The sequence below is a fragment of the Morganella sp. GD04133 genome, assembly GCF_029835375.1.
Taxonomy (GTDB): domain Bacteria; phylum Pseudomonadota; class Gammaproteobacteria; order Enterobacterales; family Enterobacteriaceae; genus Morganella; species Morganella morganii_B.
This window is the reverse complement of record NZ_JAODZS010000002.1, coordinates 1-23,224: the sequence shown is the minus strand read 5'-3', so window position 1 is coordinate 23,224 and position 23,224 is coordinate 1. Positions and strand designations below refer to the sequence as shown.

At 51.0% G+C, this 23,224-nt stretch carries 20 protein-coding genes and 1 pseudogene; 13 read left to right on the top strand and 8 right to left on the bottom strand.

Annotation, left to right across the window (positions count from 1 at the left end):
• The first annotated feature begins 4 nt into the window (after nucleotides 1-4).
• The 5 genes from N7387_RS01000 to N7387_RS00980 all read left to right on the top strand — a co-directional run bounded on the left by N7387_RS01000 (nucleotide 5) and on the right by N7387_RS00980 (nucleotide 3,495).
• Nucleotides 5-559, top strand: coding sequence for a hypothetical protein (locus N7387_RS01000; protein WP_279796158.1), 555 nt, complete (start codon nucleotides 5-7; stop codon nucleotides 557-559).
• Nucleotides 556-849, top strand: coding sequence for a PAAR domain-containing protein (locus N7387_RS00995; RefSeq protein WP_279796157.1), 294 nt, complete (start codon nucleotides 556-558; stop codon nucleotides 847-849). Before N7387_RS01000 ends, N7387_RS00995 begins: the two co-directional genes overlap by 4 nt.
• A gap of 29 nt (nucleotides 850-878) precedes the next feature.
• Nucleotides 879-1,805: a hypothetical protein gene (locus N7387_RS00990; protein ID WP_262858784.1), complete on the top strand. Its 927-nt coding sequence runs from the start codon at nucleotides 879-881 to the stop codon at nucleotides 1,803-1,805.
• Nucleotides 1,806-1,895: 90 nt separating this feature from the next.
• Nucleotides 1,896-2,783, top strand: coding sequence for an AraC family transcriptional regulator (locus tag N7387_RS00985; protein ID WP_279796155.1), 888 nt, complete (start codon nucleotides 1,896-1,898; stop codon nucleotides 2,781-2,783).
• A 127-nt stretch (nucleotides 2,784-2,910) separates the two neighbouring features.
• Nucleotides 2,911-3,495: an NAD(P)H-dependent oxidoreductase gene (locus N7387_RS00980; protein WP_279796154.1), complete on the top strand. Its 585-nt coding sequence runs from the start codon at nucleotides 2,911-2,913 to the stop codon at nucleotides 3,493-3,495.
• A 4-nt stretch (nucleotides 3,496-3,499) separates the two neighbouring features.
• Here the strand turns inward: N7387_RS00980 and N7387_RS00975 are convergent, their stop codons facing one another.
• A complete protein-coding gene (locus N7387_RS00975; protein ID WP_262882048.1) occupies nucleotides 3,500-4,147 on the bottom strand; it encodes a LysE family translocator in 648 nt (215 codons plus the stop codon).
• Nucleotides 4,148-4,762: 615 nt separating this feature from the next.
• On the opposite strand from N7387_RS00975, the gene N7387_RS00970 reads away from it, so the two are divergent.
• The 3 genes from N7387_RS00970 (at nucleotide 4,763) to N7387_RS00960 (ending at nucleotide 6,710) form a co-directional block, all read left to right on the top strand.
• Nucleotides 4,763-5,500 carry a FecR domain-containing protein gene (locus tag N7387_RS00970; protein WP_279796153.1) on the top strand — a complete coding sequence of 246 codons (738 nt, stop codon included), beginning with the start codon at nucleotides 4,763-4,765 and terminating at the stop codon, nucleotides 5,498-5,500.
• A gap of 116 nt (nucleotides 5,501-5,616) precedes the next feature.
• Nucleotides 5,617-5,958, top strand: a complete 342-nt coding sequence (locus N7387_RS00965; RefSeq protein ID WP_262858779.1) for a tRNA-binding protein — start codon at nucleotides 5,617-5,619, stop codon at nucleotides 5,956-5,958.
• A gap of 41 nt (nucleotides 5,959-5,999) precedes the next feature.
• Entirely contained in the window at nucleotides 6,000-6,710 is a 711-nt protein-coding gene (locus tag N7387_RS00960) for an AraC family transcriptional regulator (RefSeq protein WP_279796151.1), read from the top strand.
• A gap of 39 nt (nucleotides 6,711-6,749) precedes the next feature.
• Here the strand turns inward: N7387_RS00960 and N7387_RS00955 are convergent, their stop codons facing one another.
• The 5 genes from N7387_RS00955 to ttrS form a co-directional block, all read right to left on the bottom strand.
• The gene (locus N7387_RS00955) at nucleotides 6,750-8,273 is read right to left on the bottom strand and encodes a peptide MFS transporter (protein WP_262858777.1); all 1,524 of its coding nucleotides are present in this window, start codon (nucleotides 8,271-8,273) and stop codon (nucleotides 6,750-6,752) included.
• A gap of 394 nt (nucleotides 8,274-8,667) precedes the next feature.
• Nucleotides 8,668-9,900 carry a multidrug efflux MFS transporter MdtG gene (mdtG, locus tag N7387_RS00950; protein WP_274369124.1) on the bottom strand — a complete coding sequence of 411 codons (1,233 nt, stop codon included), beginning with the start codon at nucleotides 9,898-9,900 and terminating at the stop codon, nucleotides 8,668-8,670.
• A gap of 24 nt (nucleotides 9,901-9,924) precedes the next feature.
• Nucleotides 9,925-10,866, bottom strand: a complete 942-nt coding sequence (locus N7387_RS00945) for an LpxL/LpxP family Kdo(2)-lipid IV(A) lauroyl/palmitoleoyl acyltransferasee (RefSeq protein WP_279796150.1) — start codon at nucleotides 10,864-10,866, stop codon at nucleotides 9,925-9,927.
• A 91-nt stretch (nucleotides 10,867-10,957) separates the two neighbouring features.
• Complete coding sequence (gene ttrR, locus N7387_RS00940; protein ID WP_279796148.1) at nucleotides 10,958-11,569, bottom strand: tetrathionate respiration response regulator TtrR; 612 nt, start codon at nucleotides 11,567-11,569, stop codon at nucleotides 10,958-10,960.
• Entirely contained in the window at nucleotides 11,560-13,314 is a 1,755-nt protein-coding gene (gene ttrS, locus N7387_RS00935) for a tetrathionate respiration histidine kinase TtrS (protein WP_279796147.1), read from the bottom strand. The genes ttrR and ttrS overlap by 10 nt, the downstream gene beginning before the upstream one ends.
• Before the next feature lie 221 nt (nucleotides 13,315-13,535).
• Here ttrS and ttrB point away from each other — a divergent pair, with 221 nt between their 5' ends.
• From ttrB to N7387_RS00910, 5 genes and pseudogenes are all read left to right on the top strand, one after another.
• The gene (gene ttrB, locus N7387_RS00930) at nucleotides 13,536-14,273 is read left to right on the top strand and encodes a tetrathionate reductase subunit TtrB (protein ID WP_046892453.1); all 738 of its coding nucleotides are present in this window, start codon (nucleotides 13,536-13,538) and stop codon (nucleotides 14,271-14,273) included.
• The gene (gene ttrC / locus N7387_RS00925) at nucleotides 14,273-15,337 is read left to right on the top strand and encodes a tetrathionate reductase subunit TtrC (protein ID WP_279796146.1); all 1,065 of its coding nucleotides are present in this window, start codon (nucleotides 14,273-14,275) and stop codon (nucleotides 15,335-15,337) included. Before ttrB ends, ttrC begins: the two co-directional genes overlap by 1 nt.
• Nucleotides 15,330-18,410: a tetrathionate reductase subunit TtrA gene (ttrA, locus tag N7387_RS00920; RefSeq protein ID WP_279796145.1), complete on the top strand. Its 3,081-nt coding sequence runs from the start codon at nucleotides 15,330-15,332 to the stop codon at nucleotides 18,408-18,410. Before ttrC ends, ttrA begins: the two co-directional genes overlap by 8 nt.
• A gap of 175 nt (nucleotides 18,411-18,585) precedes the next feature.
• A pseudogene (locus tag N7387_RS00915) lies at nucleotides 18,586-18,723 on the top strand (IS6 family transposase); the annotation flags it as partial.
• A gap of 495 nt (nucleotides 18,724-19,218) precedes the next feature.
• Nucleotides 19,219-19,569 (top strand): hypothetical protein, encoded by a 351-nt coding sequence (locus tag N7387_RS00910; RefSeq protein ID WP_279796144.1) that lies wholly within the window; start codon nucleotides 19,219-19,221, stop codon nucleotides 19,567-19,569.
• A gap of 401 nt (nucleotides 19,570-19,970) precedes the next feature.
• On the opposite strand, the gene N7387_RS00905 is transcribed toward N7387_RS00910, so the two are convergent.
• Both N7387_RS00905 and N7387_RS00900 read right to left on the bottom strand, forming a co-directional pair.
• Entirely contained in the window at nucleotides 19,971-20,312 is a 342-nt protein-coding gene (locus tag N7387_RS00905; RefSeq protein ID WP_279796143.1) for a hypothetical protein, read from the bottom strand.
• Nucleotides 20,313-20,563: 251 nt separating this feature from the next.
• Nucleotides 20,564-23,224: hypothetical protein (locus tag N7387_RS00900; RefSeq protein ID WP_279796142.1), on the bottom strand; the 2,661-nt coding region annotated here is incomplete at its 5' end.

Sequence of the window (23,224 nt, the reverse complement as noted above, 5' to 3'; positions counted from 1 at the left end):
GGCGATGCTGAACAAAATGCCTTACAGCAGCGCAATGCTGGTGATGAAAAATTATACCCCTTCCGGGGAAGCTGCGGCGCTGGCGGCACAATATCCGGCACCGGCGGATTTTCTGATCGCCGCGCAGCAGCAGGCGCATTACGGGGATGCCGTGATTTTCCTGGCGCACGGTCTGCCGCTGAAAGAGGCGCTCTGGTGGGGATATCACTGTGCACAACAACTGACAGAATGGCGTGATCAGGAGCAGCGTGTGCTGGAAAGCGTCAGGGACTGGATAACCCGATCCGGTGAATCAGAGCGCCGTGCCTGTGGTGATGCGGCAAAGCAGCAGGGATTATCCTCGGCAGCGGGCTGGCTGGCACAGGCGGTGTTCTGGAGCACCGGCAGTATGCTGGATGCCGGACAGCCCCCGTTACCGGCACCGCCGTTTTTATATGCGCAGGCACTGAGCGGCGCAATAAACCTGATGGCAGTAATGCCGGACGGTGCGCACATTGCGGAACATTACCGGACATTTCTGGCACACGGGCTGGCGGTGGCCCGGGGGGATAAACAATGAAACCGGCAGCCAGAAGCGGTGATATGCATCTGTGCCCGGCCCAGACACCACCTGTACCGGTGCCGCATGTCGGCGGCCCGGTACTGCCTGCCCCGGCGACAGTGCTGATTGGCGGCTTACCGGCAGCCACGCTGGGACAGCTGTGTCTGTGTATTGGTGTACCGGACAGCATCATCACCGGCAGTATGACGGTGCTTATCAACAACAAGCCCGCCGCCCGGCTGGGCGACAGCACGGCACACGGCGGCACGGTTATCACCGGCCTGCCGTCAGTGCTGATCGGCGGATAATTTGATTTCAACAATAAAAAGGGAATTTTATGGCAATATCAGCAGCAGATGTCAAAACCGGTCTCGGATACGTGAATACTATCGCCGGAAGCGGGGCGCTGAACGGCGGACTGACCATTCTGGATGAAAAGATCATGGCCGCAGAACGCACCAAAATTGCGCAGTCGGTAAAGAAAATGTATTCGACCTATATTTCTCAGGCGCTGAGCATCCGGACACATACTGCGGTGATGGTCGGTACGGACAGCACACAGCGCACACACCTCGACAGAGAGGTCATCGGCGGCAAAAATCTGCTGGCGGAAACGGCGGATTATTATGAAAAAGGCCGCGGTAATCTCTCTTACCGTTTTATGCGCAAAGCAGCGGATATCGGGCGTACGCAGCTGAAACGGAACCTGGCCTCCGGACTGACCGCACCGCTGGCTTTTATTCCGGACGGCGGGATCAGCAAAATGGTCGCATCCTGTGCACTGTCTGTGATGGAGCAGGGGAAAGCAGTACGCCGTATGCGCAAGATCAGGCATTATATTCATGATAAGAAAGACGTCGCTGCAGAAATCGGTGAGACTGAGGCGCAGCGCAAATCGGCCAAATGGAGCTGTAAAACCCTCAGTAAGCTCGGCGGTGATTTGCAGCGCAATCTGTATAAGCTGAAACAGTCGGTGGTGGTATTACAGAGCCGGGGACAAAGCACACAGCAGCGGATCGATATGGTGAATGCCCACAGCCACAATCATCTCGGCAGCCATGATTTATCCATGATCCGGGGAGAGCTGACGGATCTGGCAATGAGTTTTCATGAAAGCCTGCATTATGTCGAAAAGGTCACCAACATGTGTACGCTGCTGGATGCGGCGAGTTGTGAAATTAAAGCGCATATGGCGAATATGCTGGAATTGCTGGAAGCAACCGAATCCACTCTGATGTCGCAGGGGGATAATTTCTTCCGCTGAATCTGATAACCGGCACCGTTGTGTAAAACACAGACGGTGCCGGTATTTTCCGTTATGCTGCAGACCAGTCAATCGGTTGCTGAGAATATAATGGAAACGGAAAATCGCCTGCACTGCCTGAAACAGTTGTTACAGACCCACACCGCAGAGCGCAGCGGCGGGTGGGATACCGCCGTTCCCGGTCTCGCATTGTGCCGGTGGACAGCCCCGTCACAGGCACAAACCTGGACTTATGAGCCCGGTATCGCGCTTGCGGTTCAGGGCGCAAAACGGATCACACTCGGGGATAATACATACTGTTACCGTCCCGGGGATATCCTGCTGACATCCGTGGATATTCCCGCGATTGCGCAGGTCTGTGAGGCATCAGAACAGGCACCGTTTCTGGCACTGCTGGTCAGTCTTAACCTCGGCGACCTGCCGGCACTGATGCAGGAAAGCGGCTTTCAGCTGCTGGCATCAGAACCTGCCATGCCGCAGGCGGTATGCCCGGTCACAGAAGCGCTGCTCAGTGCGGTCTGCCGCCTGGTGGCGCTGCTGGACAAACCGGATGATATCCCGGTCATGGCACCGCTTATCCATAAAGAAATGCTTTATTACCTGCTGAAAAGCGGCCAGGGGGCCCGGCTTCAGCTGATGGCCGCACATAATAAACAGTGCCGCCAGATAAGCGGCGTACTGAACTACCTGAAAGCGCATTTTGATCAGCCGATATCGGTGGAGACCCTCTGCCGCCATGCTCAGATGAGCGAATCCTCATTTCACCGCCATTTCCGCCGTGTTACCCGTATGAGCCCGCTGCAATATCAGAAATGGCTGCGGCTGAATGAAGCCCGCCGTTTGTTGCTGGTGGAATCGGCGGATGCCTCGGAAGCGGCGTTCCGGGTCGGGTATGAAAGTGCCTCTCAGTTTAACCGTGAATACCGGCGGTTATTCGGCTTACCCCCCGGACAGGATAAAAAGCGGGTTCTTCTCTGACCGGTGTGTAATTTCCGGGCAAAATGACAGGATCAGGCAAACATCAGAGCGGACAGGCTAACGTATTTACGGGACAGGCCGGTTAGGATAACGGGATTGACGACATCATTCCTGAGTGAGTAACACAATGAAAAACATCTTTATTATTAACGGTTCAAAAGAATTCGGCGGCTCTGACGGTAAATTGAATGATCACATGACAGACATCGCCCGCCGTCATCTGACAGAAAAAGGCATGAATGTCCGCGTCACCCGTATTGATGATGGTTATGATGATGAACAGGAAGTACTGAATTACCTGTGGGCGGATGTCATTATTTACCAGATGCCGGCCTGGTGGATGGAAGGGCCGTGGATTGTGAAAAAATACATTGATGAGGTATTTACGCAGTCTGACGATCGTTTTCATATTAATGACGGGCGCAGCCGCCGTGACAGCAGTAAAAAATATGGCTCCGGCGGTGTGCTGACCGGTAAAAAATACATGTTATCCGTAACCTGGAACGCACCGCAGGACGCCTTTGAGGATGAAACGCAGTTCTTTGAGGGGCGGGGCATCGACAGTGTGTATTTCCCGCTCCACAAAACCAACCAGTTTACCGGGATGACATCACTGCCGACATTTGCCTGTTTCGATGTGGTGAAAGATCCGCATATTGATGCGGATATCCGCCGCTATCTGGCTCACCTGGATGTGAATATCGCAGGCTGAATTTTCAGCGGGCCACTGATGCCAGGCGCAGGCCGAGGGCGATAAAGGTGGTACCGACAAGGCGGTCAATCCAGTAATGCGCTTTCGGGCTGCCGGAGATCCGTGCAGCCAGTGTCCCGGCAATCAGTGCCAGTGTGGTATCAGTGCAGAACCCGAGCAGGGCATAGGTTGCGCCGAGCAGCAGGAACGATTCCGCGTAATAACTGCCGCCAGCCGCAATAAACTGCGGGAAAAAGGCAATAAAAAACAGCAGCACTTTCGGATTGGTCAGCGTGGTGATAAACCCCCGGATCAGAATCGATTTTGCGGCTGCCTTCGGAATCACCACTTCTTCGTTATCATCAGCTGTCTGCCCGCGCTTTCTGAGTGTGCCGAGGATCATTTTGGCACCGAGAAACGCGAGATAGAGAGCGCCGAGATATTTAATCACGGTAAACAGTGTCGGTGACGCGGCAATAATCGCTCCCAGCCCGACCGCCCCTGCAATGGCATGCACGCTGCTGCCGAGCATCACCCCCAGTGCGGACAAAATACCGGCTTTGCGGCCGTTGGCCAGGCTTTGTCCCAGTACATAGGCAATATCCGGCCCCGGCGTTACTGCAAAGATAAAAACAGACAGTAAAAACAGTGGGTAATGGATAATATCCAGCATGTGACAGCCCTCCGCAGTCAGAGAAAACGTTATATTATGGCGGATATAATGCCATTAAGTATGATCTGCTGGCAAATGACATTTTTACCGGTTATTTATACGCGCATATTGATTTACTGAATTATATAAACTTGTTCAATATTTATAATGAATTATTCACGTCATTACGTGGCCGGCTGAAAAAAACAGAGGCAAAAGAGCACACCTGAAAAGAGTGTTTCCGGATGACAGATAGTGTAACAAAACGTAAAAGCACGGCTTTACATCCGGGAAAGTGTATTATACTCAGCTGCACCAATATTACTGTGTCATCGATTAATTAACTGAATTAAAAGATGATATTTTACTTTTGGCCTTATTTTTGTTGTGGATATCGCCGGATATCTGCGAACTTATTTTTCATTGTAAATGATAATTATCTGATACTTATCACTGTGTGTGTGGTTTCTGCGGATAACTAATCACAACAGCCTGACACCGGTAATTTGCGACAATAACCGCAGTGATTAATCGGGATTTCTTATCAACCGGTGACCGGAGCCGTCCGGTTGCCGGACGATATATGTGACGCCGGAAATACCGATTACGGCGTTCACTATCCGCAGGAGAATGCAGTTGAAACACCTATTTTTCAGACAACGGCGCCGCCGTTTACTCACCGCGTTATGTGTCTTCCTTGTTATCCTCGCAGGCTACGGGGTATACAACGCAATCCGGATGAAGGCAAAAGGCGTTGAGGAACACTACACACACCGCGGGGAGATTAAACAATATTCTTTGCGTGACGGCAGCCTGCTGAAGCTGGATACGGAGTCACGTGCCGTAGTGGCCTATGATAACGGCAGCCGGGCGGTAAAATTACTGTCCGGCCGGGCGCGTTTTGCCGTCAGTGATAACCGTGAGGAGTTGCGTCCGTTCCGGGTCACCGCTAATGGTGTGCGGGTGGAATCCGGTAACGGTAACTTTGTGGTCGATATTGAGGATAATAAAGTCTCGGTCTGTCCGCTGGATCAAACGGTGACCACCTTTTTTGACGGCAAAACCGAAACGGTGGGACCGGGACAGCGTCTGGAAATTCTGCCGGAAGGCCGGGCGAAAGTATTTCAGCGCACATATACCGATATCGACTGGTTATCGGGCTCACTGATGCTGAATAATATTCCGCTGTCAGAAGCGATTGAGATGATCAACAGCTACCGCGCGGTACCGGTGGTTTTGCTGAATAATGATAAAAAAGACATAATTGTGGATCGTGTACTGCATCTCAGCCGTCTGGATGAAGAGGTTGAGGATATGATGCGCTCCCTCGGGCTGACCCGCGAATCACTGCCGGGCTCAGAGGCCTACCGCTGATTTGCCTGTCCGGCGATAAACGCTGACTGTCCGGCAACAGCAGCGGTGGCTGATCACCGGTATAATGATACGGAATATTACCCTGATTAACCGTTGTACAGCAGACAGAGAGACCGATGACATCAGCAGAAATTGAATGGGCGGATTTTGAAAAAGTGGAACTGCGGGTCGGTGTGGTACTGACCGCAGAGCTGAATCCGAAAGCCCGTAAACCCGCTTATATCTTTACGGTGGATTTTGGTGAGTTTGGCGTGAAAACATCCAGCGCACAGGTTACCGTGTTATATAAACCGGAAGAATTAATCGGGCGTCAGGTATTATGTGTGTGTAATTTTGCCCCGAAACGGGTGGCCGGTGTGAAATCAGAAGTGCTTATCACCGGTGCCGCCAACGCAGACGGGGATATCGTTCTCGCGGAGTTTTCCCTGCCGGTCCCGGCCGGTCACCGCCTGATGTAACACCCTGCGCCTGTCGTTTTCCGTACTCACAGGGGCATGCCATGAAACGACCTGTTATCTCATTACGCAGCTATCAGCAGGAGACCCTGGAACACCGTCATGATGACAGGTGGCAGCTGGTGCTGGGCGGCAGTGGTGCAATGGAACTGACGGTCGGCAGTGACAGCGGTTCAGTGGAGCAGGGGCGGATGGCGGCGATCCCGCCGGGATATCATCACCGTTTCTGCGGCACCGGGTATAACCGCCAGGTGGTTCTGGAACTGCCTGCTGACAGCTTTTTCCTCACATCCCCTGATTCCCTGTGGTCAGTCCTGCCTGATGCCACCCGTGCTTATGCGGACTGGCTTATCCGTTATCCGCAGATGATTGATCAGCACCCTGAAAGCACACACATGCTGCTGGCTGAGCAGCTTGCGGCGCAGTTACAACCGGACAGACGCTGGCTGCATACACTGACACAACAGCTGACCGCACGTCCTGATTACCCGTGGACGGTCAGTGAGATGGCATCGTGCTGTGCATTATCGGCCAGCACCCTTCAGCGCCGCCTGCTGGCGGCCACCGGTAAAACCCCGGCGGTTTTTCTGACAGAAATCCGCCTGCGCCGGGCACACCATCTTATCTGCCATACGTCGCTGACTCTGCCGGACATTGCGCTGCGTTGCGGCTACAGTACCCAATCCTCCCTGACCAGTGCGTTCCGCCGTTTTTACGGTGACACGCCGGGCAGCCTGCGCATAAAAAAAGGGTGAGCCGAAGCTCACCCTTTCTGTCTTTATATACTATCGCTGTCAGGCAGATTTGTTGTCTGCGCTTTGCAGCATTTTCCGCACCGGCACAATCAGCACACACAGGACCGCGGCACAGATAAGCAGGGCAACAGAAACGTGTGAGAAGAAGCCCGGCAGGTTCATCAGCTGATCCGGACGGACATTACCGCCCATGATACCGGCTGCGAGGTTACCCAGCGCACTGGCACAGAACCACAGACCCATCACCTGACCGCGCATTTTCATCGGCGCCAGCAGTGTCATGGTTGCCAGACCAATCGGGCTTAAGCACAGCTCACCCAGGGTCAGCAGCAGGATACTGAACGTCAGCCACATCGGGGAGACACCGGCACTGGTTTCAATCACGCGTTCGGACGCCATCATCATCACCGCAAAACCACCCGCTGCGAACAGGACACCGAACATAAACTTGGTGATACTGCTCAGGTTCATATTACGGCGCGCCAGGGCAGGCCATAACCAGCTGAACACCGGGGCCAGTATAATGATAAACAGGGCGTTGATGGACTGGAACCAGACGGTCGGGATTTCAAAACCGAACAGGTTACGGTCAGTGTAATCCTTCGCAAACAGGTTGAATGATGTTGGTTTCTGTTCAAACGCAGACCAGAACAGGGCGGCGGTGACTAACAGAATAAAACAGACAAACAAGCGGATGCGTTCACTGCTTTGCAGACCGGCAAACACAAACAGGTAGATGAAGTAGAGAATAACCATCCCGGAGATGAGGTAAACCATGTTGGTGGCAACCAGCATCGGGTTGAACGGGATAACATCGCCGGCGATCAGGGCAGTGACAACCGCGATAACCGCTGCCGCCAGACCTACCCACATGCCGACATTTTTGCGCGCGACCGTCGGGCGATCCCAGCTGGAATCCATACCGACTTCACCGTCATACTGACGCATCAGCGGTACCGCGTAGAAGCGGAACACCAGCAGGGCCACTAACATCCCCAGACCACCGATACCGAAGCCCCAGTGCCAGCCGAAGTTAGGCACTAACCAGCCGGTCGCCAGCGGCGCGATAAAGGAGCCCATGTTAATCCCCATGTAGAACAGGGAAAATCCGCCGTCACGGCGTGTATCGTCCTCTTTGTACAGTGTACCGACCATCACCGTCACACAGGTTTTAAATAACCCGGTACCGATAACGATAAACAGCAGACCGACAAAGAACAGCTTTGGTGACCAGATTGCCGACAGGGCAATCGAGAGGTGACCCAGTGCAATGAGAATGGAGCCGTACCAGACCGCGAGACGCTGTCCGAGCCAGTTATCCGCCAGCCAGCCGCCCGGCAGGGAAGTCAGGTAAATCGCACCGGCAAAAATACCGACGATAGCGGATGCCTGTTCACGCGGAATATCCATCCCGCCTTCATAGACGGTGGCTGCCATAAACAGGATCAGTAACGGACGGATACCGTAGAAGGAGAAACGCTCCCACATCTCGGTAAAGAACAGTGAGCTCAGCGGGTAAGGGTGCCCGAAGAAAGTACGTTTTTTGTTTGTTGTTGATTGCATCTGTAATTTCCCAAAGGTTTATTCCGGAGAATAAGCCTGAAAATGGTAAGGATAAACAGTTCCTGTTAACAAAATGATACTTTTGCGTATCAATAAACATCCTGTCTTATTAAAGTATTATTAACACACTTATCGTGAATCGTATTCACTTAAAGCACGTTTTCTATTTTATAAACCATTTTTTAGATGAAATGTCGACAAAAATCTCATTTCACAAGACTTATTTATACAAAATGTGAGGGTGTCTATTGACAGAAGATGTGGATTATGAAGCTTACATATGTGTACAAAATTATTTTAAATCAACCAGTTAAAGTTTATTGATAACGTAAAGATGAAATTTCAGTAACAAATGGCTGACAGTGAAAAGTAACCGGATGAAAACCGGCGATATCTACCCGATATCGGCGGATTTAATTTTCTGAACGCTCTGCGATTTTATGCACCACCACGAATAAAACAGATTAAACAGTACAACCGCAGCGGTGAAATAAAAGACAGAAGCGAAGCCGAAATGCGCAGCCACCCAGGCACCCATTAACGGTCCCGCAACATTACCGGTATCACGCAGTGCCTGGTTATAGCTGAAAATCCGCCCGGCAATTTCATGGGAGATATGATAAATAATCAGGGTTTGTACGGCAGGCAGCAGAGCGGCATTGACGGCACCGAGCAGAAAACGCAGGGCACCGAGCTGCCAGTAATGGGTGACCCAGGCCATCGGCAGGATGACAAACACAGAGACCGCCAGCATGGTAATCAGCACTTTATCCGGCCCTATCCGGTCACTCAGTTTTCCGAGTCGCGGCGCGCTGATCAGTGCCGCCAGTCCCGGTACAGAAGCAATTAACCCGCTGATAAACGCCAGGTTTTCAGTATGTCCGCCGAGTTCGCGGATATACAGGGTGATAACCGGGCTGACTGAGCCCGCCGCAATCTGAATACACATTGTGGTAAAGAACAGACAAATCACCAGGCGCGGATTTTTTATCGCTGCAAAGACCTGTTTTGTGTTGAGGGCATCTTTGCGTGATACCGGTGTGAAGTTTTCACGGACAAAAAACAGCGTCACGAAAAAGCAGATAAACAGTACGGTGGCGGTAATATAGAAGACGGGGCGCAATCCGGTCTGATCCGCCAGAAAACCGCCGATAAGCGGGCCGATAAGTGCGCCGCTGACGGCACCGGTGGAAAGCGTGCCCAGCGCCCAGCCGGTGCGCTTGACCGGTACCTGAGTGGCAATCAGGGCATTGGCATTCGGCACGAAACCGCCCAGCAGCCCGAGCAGGGCGCGCAGAAACAGCAATTGCCAGACATTCTGCGCAAAGCCCATCAGCAGCATGACAATCGCCATACCGAGCGCGGAGCGCAGCAGCATCAGCTTACGGCCTTTGCGGTCAGAGAGTTTGCCCCAGAAAGGCGCGGCAATGGCAGAAAACAGGAAGGTAATACTGAATGCCGCCCCCGTCCACAGATTGAGTTCCTCATGGTCTGTCACCCCGAGCTCTTCCACATAGAGCGGCAAAAAGGGCATGATCAGGCTGAAGGCGGCACCGGTCAGAAAACAGCCGAACCACACAACATAAAGATTTCGTTTCCAGTTACGGTTGGGAGCTTTGTTCTGCATCAGGGTAGTAATTTAATTCCTTTTTTAATGGACTTTATCCCGGTCATGATAGAGGGACGGTTCGCCTTCCGGCCGTGTTTTGAAGCGCCGGTGCAGCCACATATATTGTTCCGGGGCGCGTAAAATTTCTTTTTCCACAACATGGTTCATAAAGGTTGCGGCAGCCACATCATCATCTTCCGGAAAACCGTCCGCAGGGGGCTGGATCAGCAGTTCATAGCCTTTTCCGTCCGGCAGACGGCGCGGTGTGAACGGGATCAGAACTGCACGGCCGGCTTTGACCAGAATAGACGTACCGGTGGTGGTGGCGGCTTTCTCCACGGCAAACAGCGGGGCGAACACACTTTTGCGCGGGCCGTAATCGTGATCCGGTGCATACCACAAAATCTGTCCGTCACGCAGGGCGCGGATCATCCCTTTGACATCCTTGCGGTCGAGCATGGATTTGTTGGATCGCAAACGACCGGTGGTCTGCATCCAGTCCATCACCGGGTTATCGTTCGGACGGTAAACCCCGATGCCGGGATTGAGCATACCGAAAATCCGTGCGCCCAGTTCCAGGGTCAGGAAATGGATGCCTATCACGATAATACCTTGTCCGGATGCCTGTACTTTCTGAATATGTTCGCGGCCTTCCACCTTAAACCAGCGTTTTACCCGCCAGTCCGGCCAGAACCAGGCCATTCCGGTTTCAAACAGCCCCATGCCGACGGATTCAAAATTCGCCACCACCATCGCCTTGCGCTTTTCTTCCGGCATATCCGGAAAGCACAATTGCAGATTGCGGTCAGCAATCTCCGCGCGGCGTTTGAGAAAACGCATGGACAGACGACCCAGACGGGTGCCCAGCCAGTAAATCACCGGATACGGCAGCAACACCAGTACATACAGTACACCCAGGCCAAACCAGGTCAGCCAGTAGCGGGGATGCAGAAACGAGCGTTGAAATTCAGGAGCTGTAATCATAGTCAGACATCGTTATTGTTTAAAGCATCAGCAGATGCGGGTTCATGTAAATGATATAACATTAAATTATACGTGGTATCAGTCGCAGGTGTTAGTGTTCTGCGCTGCTGTTTTCAGCGTCCGTAATGCTGTTGAGCTGTGTGACCAGCTCCGCGAGGCTGCCCGCCGCCATTTTTTCCATCACTTTGGCGCGGTGTACTTCGACCGTTCTTACCGCGACATGGGCGATATCCGCGATTTCCCGGTTCATCAGTCCTTGTGCCACAAAACCGGCGATCTGGCGCTCTTTTGGTGTCAGGGTCTGAAAACGGTCACGAATTTGGGCACAAGCCACCGCTTTACCGGTCACAGCGGCGGCGCGGGTCAGTGCTGCCTGTAACGGCTGTGTGGCCACCGGTTTCTGCAGAAAATCCACCGCGCCGAGTTTCATTTGTTCAACCGCCATCGGCAGGTCGCCGTGGCCGGTCAGGAATATGACCGCCAGGGTACTGTGCTGCTCCAGAAGCCGCTGATGTACCCGGCAGCCGTCAGGGGGCGGCATGCGCATATCCAGTAATACAATACCGCAGGTATGCAGCGGTGCCTGTTCAATAAATGTCCGGCTGTCATTCCAGACACGCACTTCATAACCGAGGCTCTCCAGCAAAAACTGACACGCCTGTGTTACAGCAACATCATCATCAACCAGGTGGATCACGGGCATGGGGGTTCCTTTGTCGGTTCACTGAAGATAAGAGTAACACATAAGCCGGGCTGTTCGTCCGGACCGGTGCAATTTTCCATGTGAATATCACCGCCCTGGCTGCGCATCAGGCGCTGGCAGATCACCAGCCCGAGCCCGAGTCCTTCGGCCCGGGTGGAACGGAACGGGGCAAAAGGTTGCGCCAGCTGTGCTTCATCCATCCCGCCGCCGTTATCCTGCACCACCAGAATCTGCCCGCCCGGTGTATAATGGTGTGTCACCCGGATGCAATCCGCCCCGGCCTGCAAACTGTTACTGAACAGATTGGAAAGCACCTGATCCGCCAGTGCCGGGGGCAAGTGTAATACGGCATCATGAGCAACGGTGTTATATAAAACCGCAGAAGGATATCGTTCCGTAACCCGCAGCAGTTTCCAGACCAGATCCGGTACCGCCGATACATTCTGCGGTACAGGTGCGCCTTCCGGGGAGGACGGGCTGTTCCCCGCCCACAGCCGCAGATTACGGATAATGCTGGCACCGCGTTCGGCCTGGCTGTCAATCTGTGTCATGGCCGGCAGCAGCGGATGGGCGGGATCTTCCCGCTCCAGCCGGATTTGCGAGCCCTGAGCATAATGACGGATAGCAGACAGCGGCTGATTCAGCTCATGCGCAAAACCGGAGGCCATCTCCCCGAGTACACTCAGCTGCTGGGCTTTTTCCAGATCCTGCTGCTGGCGCTGTAACTGTGAATGGGCGGCTTCCAGCTGGCGGGTGCGGCGGCGCACCCGGAAAGCAATCCACACATGGTTGATACCGAGCAGCAGAAAAACGATAACAACCGAGCCTAACAGCCAGCTGTTTTTCCGGCTCCAGCTGATAATCTCCTGCCAGAACTGGCGCTGCTGCGGGTGCTGATTAACCTCCCTCAGCAAATTTTCCACCTGGCGGGTGGATGACGGCGCACCCCAGCGCATGGTTTTTTCGCCGTGGCTGTTCAGCAGCACCCGGGTGACTTCATCCGCCAGTTCGTCCGGCACATCACTGCCCGCGGCAAATGACCAGTTCGGGTATAATTCGCTGCTGGTCCAGCAGGGAATGGTACTGTCGTGCCGGATCAGCGGTCGGAAATCATCCTGGTGAATGAGTCCTTCTTTATCCATGGATTCGATCAGACATGCCGGGACAATCGCACCGGAAATCGCCTTATCGCGCAGCAGATAAAGCAGGGCATCAGCCGGAAATCCCGAGAACTGAAGGTGGTAATCACGCGGCGGATCGATACCCGCATCACGCAATGCTTTATAGCCTAATAAATAGCCGCCGAAGGCATCCGGCGCGACAGCCCCGACTTTTTTACCGGTCAGATCCGCCGGCGTCTGATAAGGGCTCTCTTTACGCACCAGCAGCACACTGCCGATCACATTACGGGTGGCGTTATCCGGCTCATAAGCCGAACGCAGGGAGACCAGCCAGCGCAGGGGAAAGTTGCTGTCCAGCTGGATAAACTGTGCCGGATTAGTGAGGACAAACTGAATTTCGTTATTGTGCAGCGTTTCCCGCATCTGATCCAGCGTCAGCGGCAGCAGGGTGAACTGTTCGCCGGGCAGGGCGCGGTTGAGCTGCTCTGTCAGCGGCTCCCAATAATGACGTGTCGGCGCATCCCCCCGCAGTGCCAGCACTCCGATAGTCCACTGTGCGGCAAATGAAATAGAGGTGAAAAATAACAGTGCGGTCAGCAAACCTGTGCGTGCGGCTATCTGCATGTGTCCCCGGGGCAGTGCGTCCTGTGTCCGTTTTCTGAGAAAAATCTGTTGTTTTAGATCAACGTATTCCCCGTTATGTGGTTAACCACAATAGGGGAAGTCTCCGGCAATTTTTACAATCCCCATAATGACATATCCCTTTACTCAACAACATGTTTATTCCTTTTTGGTTGAGTTTGAATACGACGAGCAATGAAGTTCCAAATACACCGGAGAGCAGTATGGATCTTGGCAAACGAAAATTTCTGCAAAACCTGGGCGTCCTGACAGCAGGTACGGCCCTGGTTCCGATGGCGGAGGCAGGTCTGCATTTTTCGCCGACCCGCCGCGAAGGTGACCCGTCAAAGCGCTACGGTATGCTGATTGATTTACGCCGCTGTGTCGGCTGTCAGTCCTGTACCGTCAGCTGTTCAGTTGAAAACCAGAGCCCGCAGGGGCAATTCCGCACCAGTGTCAGCCAGTATCAGATTCAGATCCGCAATGAAGAGGCGACCACCAACGTGCTGCTGCCGCGTCTGTGCAACCATTGTGATAACCCGCCGTGTGTGCCGGTATGTCCGGTGCAGGCCACTTTCCAGCGCGAAGACGGCATTGTGGTGGTGGATAACACCCGCTGTGTCGGCTGCGCCTATTGTGTGCAGGCCTGTCCGTACGATGCCCGCTTTATTAACCACAGCACACAAACCGCAGATAAATGCACCTTCTGCGCCCACCGTCTGGAAGCGGGGCTGTTACCGGCCTGTGTGGAATCCTGTGTCGGCGGCGCACGTATTATCGGTGACCTGAAAGATCCGTCCAGCACCATCAGCAAAATGCTCAGAGAGCATGAAGCCGCGATTAAAGTGCTGAAACCGGAAAACGGCACACTGCCGCAGGTGTTCTATCTGGGACTGGATGAGGCTTTTGTCCATCCGCTGGAAAACCGCGGACAACCCGCATTATGGCAGGAGATCCACTGATGACTGAACAAACGATGTTAATTCAGGAAGTGCTGGCCCGGCCGCAGGAAATCACCTGGCTGCCGTGGGCGGTGCAATACTTCTTTATGATCGGGATCGCCGCCTGTGCCGCCCTGTATGCCTGCTGGCAGCGCTGGCGCGGTGACAAACGGGATGCCCGCCTCGAGATGCTGGCGGTCTTTATCAGCATCACCCTCGGGATCGCCGCACCGATGGCGCTGACAGCGGATCTGCATCAGACCGCCCGTGTCTGGCATTTCTATGCTTATCCGACACCGTGGTCGTGGATGCCGTGGGGCGCTCTGTTCCTGCCGGCATTTACCGGCTGTATCGGTCTCTATTTCCTGGCGCTGGTGGCGGATAAAATCTGGAATAAGCAGTTTAAACTGACCCGCTGGGTGGCACTCGGCAGTGCCGCATTTGCTATCGGCCTGCTGCTGTATACCGGCCGTGAGGTGTCTGTGGTGCGCGCGCATCCGATCTGGTTCAGTTACTGGATCCCGGTGCTGCTCTTTTTCAGTGCATTACAGGCACTGCCTGCGCTGATGATGCTGGGAGCCCGCCGGGAGCCGCAGTACCAGGCGCAATTGGCGCGTTTACAGGTGGTTTCATTACTGCTGCTGGCGGTATGTATGGGCTTCTGGATCGCCGGTGACACCATTTCCGGTGCCGCTATCCGCGCTCAGCTAAGTTTCGGCACAACCGGGTGGACACTGGCGATGGGGGAAATCGTTCTGTGGATTGTCCTGATGGTGCTGGCGGTTCGTCTGCTGACGCATCGTGGTTCAGTGGCGTATGTCACCGTTCATACCCTGCTGACGCTGTTCCTGACCTGGTCGCTGCGCTGGTTGTTGCTGATGCAGGTACAGACGCTGCCGAAATACAATGTTATGCACAATCCGTACAGCCTGCCGATGGGCACGGATGGTATTCAGGCCATTATCGGCACGATCGGTTTATGGATAGCTCTGGTGATTATATTCCGTGAAGGTATCCGCTGGGTTAATAACAAAGTACAGAATCAACAGAAAGTCGCGCAGGACGGGGGTGTACAACATGGCTAAGTCAACAAGACGTCAGTGGTTAAAAGCAGGTTTGGCGATCGGCGGACTGGCAGCGTTCGGTTACAGTTACCGCGATGTGGCGAAACGCGCCGTCGACGGACTGATGAACGGTACTTCCGGTAAAGTGACGCTGCACCGCATTAACGGCAACTCGCTGATCCCGGAAGGGAATGCCCTGAAAGGCTGGCAGGCGGAAAACGCACAGGCGGTCTCAATGACCCAGTGCTTCGGTTGCTGGACGCAGTGCGGGATCCGTGCCCGCGTTGACCGCGAAACCAATCAGGTGATCCGCATTGCCGGTAACCCGTATCATCCGCTTTCTCACGACCACCATATCGCCTATAACACGCCGCTGGCGGATGCCCTGAAAAATATGGGCGGCGAAAGCGGCCTGGAAGGGCGTTCCACCGCCTGTGCCCGTGGTGCAACTCTGATGGAAGGGCTGCACAGCCCGCTGCGTATCCTGGAGCCGATGAAGCGCGCCGGTAAACGCGGTGAAGGCAAATGGCATCGTATCAGCTTTGAACAGCTGATTAAAGAAGTGACGGAAGGCGGTGATCTGTTCGGTGAAGGCCATATTGACGGGCTGCGTGCCATCCGTGACCTCGATACGCTGATTGATCCGGCACAACCTGCTCTCGGCCCGGTGGCAAACCAGTTACTGGTGACCAATGCCGGGGATGACGGGCGCGATACCTTTATCCGCCGTTTTGCCCAGAATGCCTTTGGCAGCAAAAACTTCGGTGCGCACGGATCGTACTGCGGACTGGCTTACCGCGCCGGTTCCGGCGCACTGATGAACGACCTGGATAAAAACGCCCACGTCAAACCGGACTGGGATTATGTGAAATTTGCACTGTTCCTCGGCACTTCTCCGGCACAGTCCGGTAACCCGTTCAAACGGCAGGGGCGTCAGCTGGCGAATGCGCGGATCCGCGACAGCTTTAACTATGCGGTGGTTTCACCGGCACTGCCGCTGACCACCACACTTGCCAATGATCACGGACACTGGATCCCAATCACACCGGGCACGGATTCCGCGCTGGTGATGGGTATGATCCGCTGGATGATTGAGAATAACCGCTATAACGCGGCGTATCTCGCCGTTCCGGGGGAAGCCTCCATGAAGCGTGTTGGTGAGAGCAGCTGGACAAACGCGACTCACCTTGTCATTACCGATGATGCGCATCCGCTGGCCGGTCAGCATCTGACTGCCGAAGCCCTGAACGGGCAAACATCCGAAGAACCGGTGTATATGGTGCAGACAGAGCAGGGTGAGCTGGTTCCGGCGGACAATTGCGACCGCGCGGTATTGGAAGCCAGTCAGACGGTCACGCTGGCAGACGGCACCACCGTAAATCTTAAGAGCAGCTTCCTGCTGCTGAAAGAATCCGCACAGCGTTTTACCCCGGCAGAATACAGCGCCCGCTGCGGCGTGCCGGAAGAAACAATTGCCGCACTGGCGAAAACACTGACCTCGTACGGCCGTCAGGCGGCAGTCATTTCACACGGCGGGATGATGTCCGGTAACGGATTCTATAACGCCTGGGCGGTGATCATGCTCAATGCACTGATCGGTAACATGAACCTGAAAGGCGGTGTGTCTGTCGGCGGCGGTAAGTTCAACGGCGCCAATGACGGGCCGTGCTACAAAATGGACAGCTTCCCGGGCAAAGTGAAGCCGAAAGGCATGAACCTGGCGCGCAGTAAGTCGGTCTATGAAAAATCTGATGAATACAAAAACAAAGTCTCTGCCGGTCAGAACCCGTATCCGGCCAAAGCACCGTGGTATCCGCTGGCAGCCGGTCAGCTGACCGAACAGCTCGGCTCTGCACTGGAAGGGTATCCGCACAAGCTGAAAGCTTGGATCACCAATATGACCAACCCGCTGTACGGCATTGCAGGGATCCGTCAGGTGATGGAAGATAAGCTGAAAGACCCGGCGCATCTGCCGCTGATTATCGGTATCGATGCCTTTATGAATGAAACCACCGCGCTGGCGGATTACATTGTGCCGGATACCCACAACTTTGAAAGCTGGGGATTCAGTGCGCCGTGGTCCGGTGTGCAGACCAAAGCCACCACCGCCCGCTGGCCGGTTGTTGCGCCGCGTGTGGCAAAAACGGCGGATGGTCAGCCGGTCGCCATGGAATCCTTCTGTATTGCGGTGGCGAAAGCTCTGAACCTGCCGGGATTCGGTGATAATGCTATTGCGGACAATGACGGCAACACCTGGCCGCTGAACACGGCAGAGGATTACTATCTGCGTGTGGCGGCCAATACCGCCTTTATGGGCGAAAAACCGGGGCCGGAAGCCAAAGAGGCGGATATCCGTTTGTCCGGGGTGGATCGCATCATGCCTGTCATGCAGCAGGTGCTGAAAGCAGAGGAAATCAGCCGTGTGGCTTATCTCTTCAGCCGCGGCGGCCGTTTTGCACCGTATGAAAAAGGCTGGGACGGGGAGAAAACCGGGCCGCAGTGGAAACAGCCGCTGCAAATCTGGAACGCGGAAGTGGCGCAGAACCGCCATGCCATCACCGGTGAGCGTTTCAGCGGTTGTCCGGCCTATTATCCGCCGCGCCTGTCTGACGGCAGCGATATTGACCGTGTCTATCCGGCGGAAAGCTGGCCGCTGAAACTGATGTCTTTTAAATCCCATGTGATGAGCAGTTCAACCACCATGATTGAGCGCCTGCACCATGTGAAACCGTCAAACCTGGTGGCGATCAACCCGGCGGACGGCGAAAAATTTGGCGTGCAGCACGGGGACCTTGTTCGCATCACCACGCCGGGCGGCAGTGTTGAAGCGCAAATCAGCCTGCTGACCGGTGTGATGCCGGGCGTGGTGGCGATTGAACACGGTTACGGACATCACGAAATGGGCGCACGTCAGCACTATCTTGACGGCGAAGCGCTGGCGATGGATAAACGCATCGCGTCCGGCATTAATATCAACGACCTGGGTTTTGCTGACCCGACCCGTCAGGTGGCGAACACCTGGCTGGACTGGGTCACCGGCGCCTCTGTCCGGCAGGGACTGCCGGCGAAAGTGGAACGGATTTCCGCAGCCTGATAACACGGTCTGCCTCACCCCGTCATTACCTCTGACCACTCCGTAAAGTAAACCCCGAAAGTCGGATATCCAACGATTAGGGGTTTTTCTTTTCAGTGGGCAGAAAAAAGGTTTGCGGCAAAAATTGAGTTGATGATGAACACGGAAGCCTGAGTCTTTTTCAGCGGGAAGTTCAATGATATCTGCCTATTTTAAATGGACGCATTTTTCGCCGGTTATTATCCTGTGGTGTCTCCGATAGTATGGCCCGATTCCGCTGAGTTATGTTTACATCAGCAATATGTTAGCTGAAAGAGATGTTTTCGTTCATCGCTATTCATCGGTAATAAAAGTTCGCACAGCCAACAATAAGAAAACAGGTAATTATTAATAAAAAAAACCTAATACTCATATTCAGATTTCCATTCTTATAAAATAGGGCGTTTAAATTAAAATAATGGTACGATAATTTAAAACAATGTCAATGCTGTCAGTTTGTTTTTTATTTATATTCAGATGTTGATTTTCAATATGTTTTTTTTACGCTTGAAATAAGTCAATTTACACTATAGAAATGAAACCCATAAATTGTATTCAGACCATAAACGGACTTTGTTTTAGATCGCATGCTGGTTACTTGTGGGATGTTCATTTGTTATTTTATATTGACATTATTTTATCTTGGCATTATTTTAAATTTTCGTCTCCTTTAGTTTAATCACCCTATTTTATAAGAATGGAAATCTGAATATGAGTATTAGATTTTTTTTGTTGATAGTTACCTGTGTTTTTATTGCCAGCTGTAATAATCTTTATTACCGATAAGCATATGAACAAATTCATAGCGAAAACGTTAGTTGCGATCAGTATCTTTTCTTCTTTAACTGGCTGTGTAACAGGTGGTATTTCAGTTTATGGTCCGGTTAAAACAGGAAATCAGGACACAATGAGTGGAGGAGGAATATCGGGTCAGAGTGATGCACAAGATGCACAAGGAACGATATTAACAACATTGATAGGAAACCGTAAGCCTGATGAGATTATCGCTATGGTTAAATCTTATTACCAAAAAAAAGGGTTAATACCATCTGTTCAAAATCAGCAAGTTGGTATTGTGGCTGCAATTGGTAGTAATTTAGATATAGCAGGCATTTATTTAGAATGTTCTGACCTGACCTGACCTGACCTGACCTGACCTGACCTGACCTGACCTGACCTGACCCAGACACAGAATATTCAAGAGCATTACCGAATTGTAACTCAAGTATGGAGTTCTGAAGAAGGAAGTAATATTTCAGTTCAGGTTAATGGATATGCTGATTTAGTTGCTTCTGATGGTAACGAAAAAATAAAGCCAACTGACTGTACATCTACAAATGAATTCGAAAATGGCTTATTGGAAAGCTTAAAAAAATAATCCTTCCCGGAGGGACCGGCTTTGAAAACAGGAGTGACCATAGATTCCGTTTTTCATGGGTACTATTTTTGTGTTTTCTGAATACGCTGGTTTTTATTCAGGGAGGGAGGTACATAAAAAGCCTCGTTATAATGAGGCTTTTTTACAAAAAATATTAAAATAACTTAGTCATCATTGATTTGGACAAAAAATTGTCCTTTTTTATTTTCGTCAAGAAATACGGAGTAGTTAACTATCTCGGAGTTCATTCTGCCATTTGCCTGAGTGACTACAACTCTGGCCTCACACGTATATTCTTTAGCTTTTTCATGTTTTTCTAACATCTCATGACCGGTGATGGATGAGGTTACATTTCTGATACCCATCTGATTGAAGTAATTAACAACAACCTGATTTAATAAATTTTTCGTTTCCTTACTATCGCATTTTGGGGGCATATCTTCGCTGCATCCGGAGAGTAACAATGAAATACCAAAAAGAGGGAGCATCAATAATTTTTTGTACATTATATATACCATTCTGATTAATCGTACGTATTGAATAATTATTTTATAGTAAATGTACTTAATATAAAGAAAAAATCAGAAGGATATTGTGACAAAATATTTTTACAGGAAATGATTTTCATTTATAAGCGTGTTACAAATAATAAATGAGCGCGTTTTTTGCTCAACGCTTAACCATTGAACTTCCCTGGTGTTCATCATCAACTCAATCTGAAAAAGACTCAGGCTTGTTTTGCAACAAGCCCTCCCTGTCAATCATACAGAGTCGATACAACAAACCCTTTTTGTAATGCAATTATTTTTCCTCCGACTGAAATACTGTTAGGTATTGATGCATATGTAAAACCTTTTCCGGCCGGCAGCCTGAGTTTGTTACCTTTTTGCAGAATAATGGCCTCACCATTGGTACTTACCGGATTCCGCAGAATGATATGTCCTCCCCCTGAGCAAATAAATACCGGAATAGTATCAGACAAGCCATTAGGGTTAACAATAATCTCATGACCACGTCCTGTTAATAGGTAACTTCCGAAGTTTTTTAACACGGTATCACCGACTGACGCATGACCATCACCAAAAACATTAAGAACTATTTTCCTCTTTAATCCATCTATAATTGCCGTATTACTACCATCGCCACCATCAATGATGTCTTCCGAACCTGATACGAATACAATATCATGTCCATCACCAGCATTAATCCTTGCTCCGGTACTTCTGGAATAAATAGTATCATCGCCATTCAGAAAATCATCATAACCCTGAATACTGTCCTTACCCTGATTATTATGAGCGATATAAGATGTATCTTTTATAGCGGCATCTGATGTGTAAATAATATGAGATATCCGTTTACCCTTAATTTCTTCATGTGTTTTAAAACCGATAAAACCCATATTTTCACTTTCCGGAGATGTGTTATAGGTAACATTATCAAAACTACCGGTTTTCTCCGGTGTTATATACTGATGTCCGCTCAGTGATTCATAAAATAAATATTCATCAGCCGCATTCTTTTGCTTTTCACCTGGAGCATTATTATCGGTTAGTATAAATTCATTATAACTGCCTTCATGTTCACCTTTCTGATTCGTTTTTGATATCCATGCATAATTATACAGTTGATTTCTGGTCACATTGAGTATGGTATCTTTAAAAAATGCTTCTCTTTGTCTGCCTCTTTTTTTTGTATCTGATATAGCATCCAGAATTAATACGCCTCCCATTAAAAACAAGGCAAACCCAAACCCGGTAAACCCTGACAGAACAACACCAGAGATAGCACCTAATATACCCAGTGAGGCTGACGCAATTTTTGCCAGATCGGTCTCCTCCACACCTTCGATGAAGTTCAATGCACTGAATATCACTCCAACGGAGGCCCCTGCTGTTTTCAGTATCCCTTTTACTCCGGCGGCATAAGGCCCGGAAACAAGTTTAAAAGGATCCATATGTTCAATCAGTCCGGTACTGAAAGAAAAAACATCAGCTGATGTAATTTTCACATAATCAAGGATAGTATTTTCTTTTGTTTCTCTGTCTACCTTCGGATCAGATAAGACTCTGGTTAAATGGATAAAGCTTACAGCATTAAGGGCCGTTGTCAGCGAGACATCAGTACTTACTGACCGTTTAACCCTGCCTTTGTATATTGATTCAAATAATATTTCACGTTCAGATATTATTTTTAAGTGCTCTTTACTGCCATAAAATGTCATACATTCTTCAGTAAATGGATTTATACGCCGGTCTATTTTTATCCCGTTTTTTTCCGCAACGGATATGAAACCTGACCAGTCAGTTAATAAAATATGAGGTTTAACGTGTTCTGTTGTCAGATCTTTAATATGGACTTCTCTGTAAAACTTACTTGTTTTTTCGCAGTTAATACCTGCAAAAAACGCACTTAACGTATTGTCAGTCATATCCTTATAAATGTTTTCATTGTTAATGTTTACATCAACAAAAGACATCAGTCCCTGATTAACGGTTATATCAAATTTACTGATTTGAGTAAGGTCCATAAAGAAATTCTTTCTTATCGATTCGCTACCATTGTCCCATACAATGAGATCCTTTCCGTGCTTTAATAATTTAAAAACCTCTTCGATGTTATATTTTCTTAAGCTAAAGATAATACATTTCGAGTGTCCGGTATCCGATCTAAAATCAAAGGTAATATGATTTATGCCTTTTTTTATTTTTTTAACAACGCCAATCTGATGAACATCCGGAATCGTGTGTTGTGAGGGAAGAGAGAATGTCAGATAGTCTTTTGTTTTATACATCTCTGAACCCAGCCTGATCAGATCTAAATTCATTGCTTTTCGGGGTTGTATTCTTTTTGATTGACCGGACTCATCACTAATGAGTCTGTATGTTCTGAATACTTTTTTAGGTGTTCCGGACAGACTCAGTTTTTGGGTATCCATGTCAGTTGCTTTCAGTAAATCTGATTTTATGTCGTCGTTTCTTATCGATTCCGGTGAACTGAAACGGTCCCGCAGTGCTTTTGCTCCTGCGGTTAACCCTAATACCCCCATGGCTGTGCTGGCTGCAATGACTGTTTTACTCTTCAGAGCCTGCACATAATACGTTGCCACGGGAGTCACAGCTGCTCCTGCCACCACCAGAGGCAGTAAAGTATCCCCGCCACGCCGGCTTGTTGCTGACGGGGATGATGATGTTCCCGGTTCGCCGGTGTGTGCAGGTATATTATTAACTGTGTTCTTCAGTGGTTCAGGATAAACGGTGGCATCACATTTCGTATTGAAATACGAGTTGGTCACAATCTTTTCATTTGTTTGCCGGCGGGTCTCCGTTTTCCGGGTTGCACAGTATAACAGCTCAGAAAGACCGCTTTCCTGCCGGAGTTTGTCCACAGCCAGATAATGCACTTGTTCGGGGGGAGG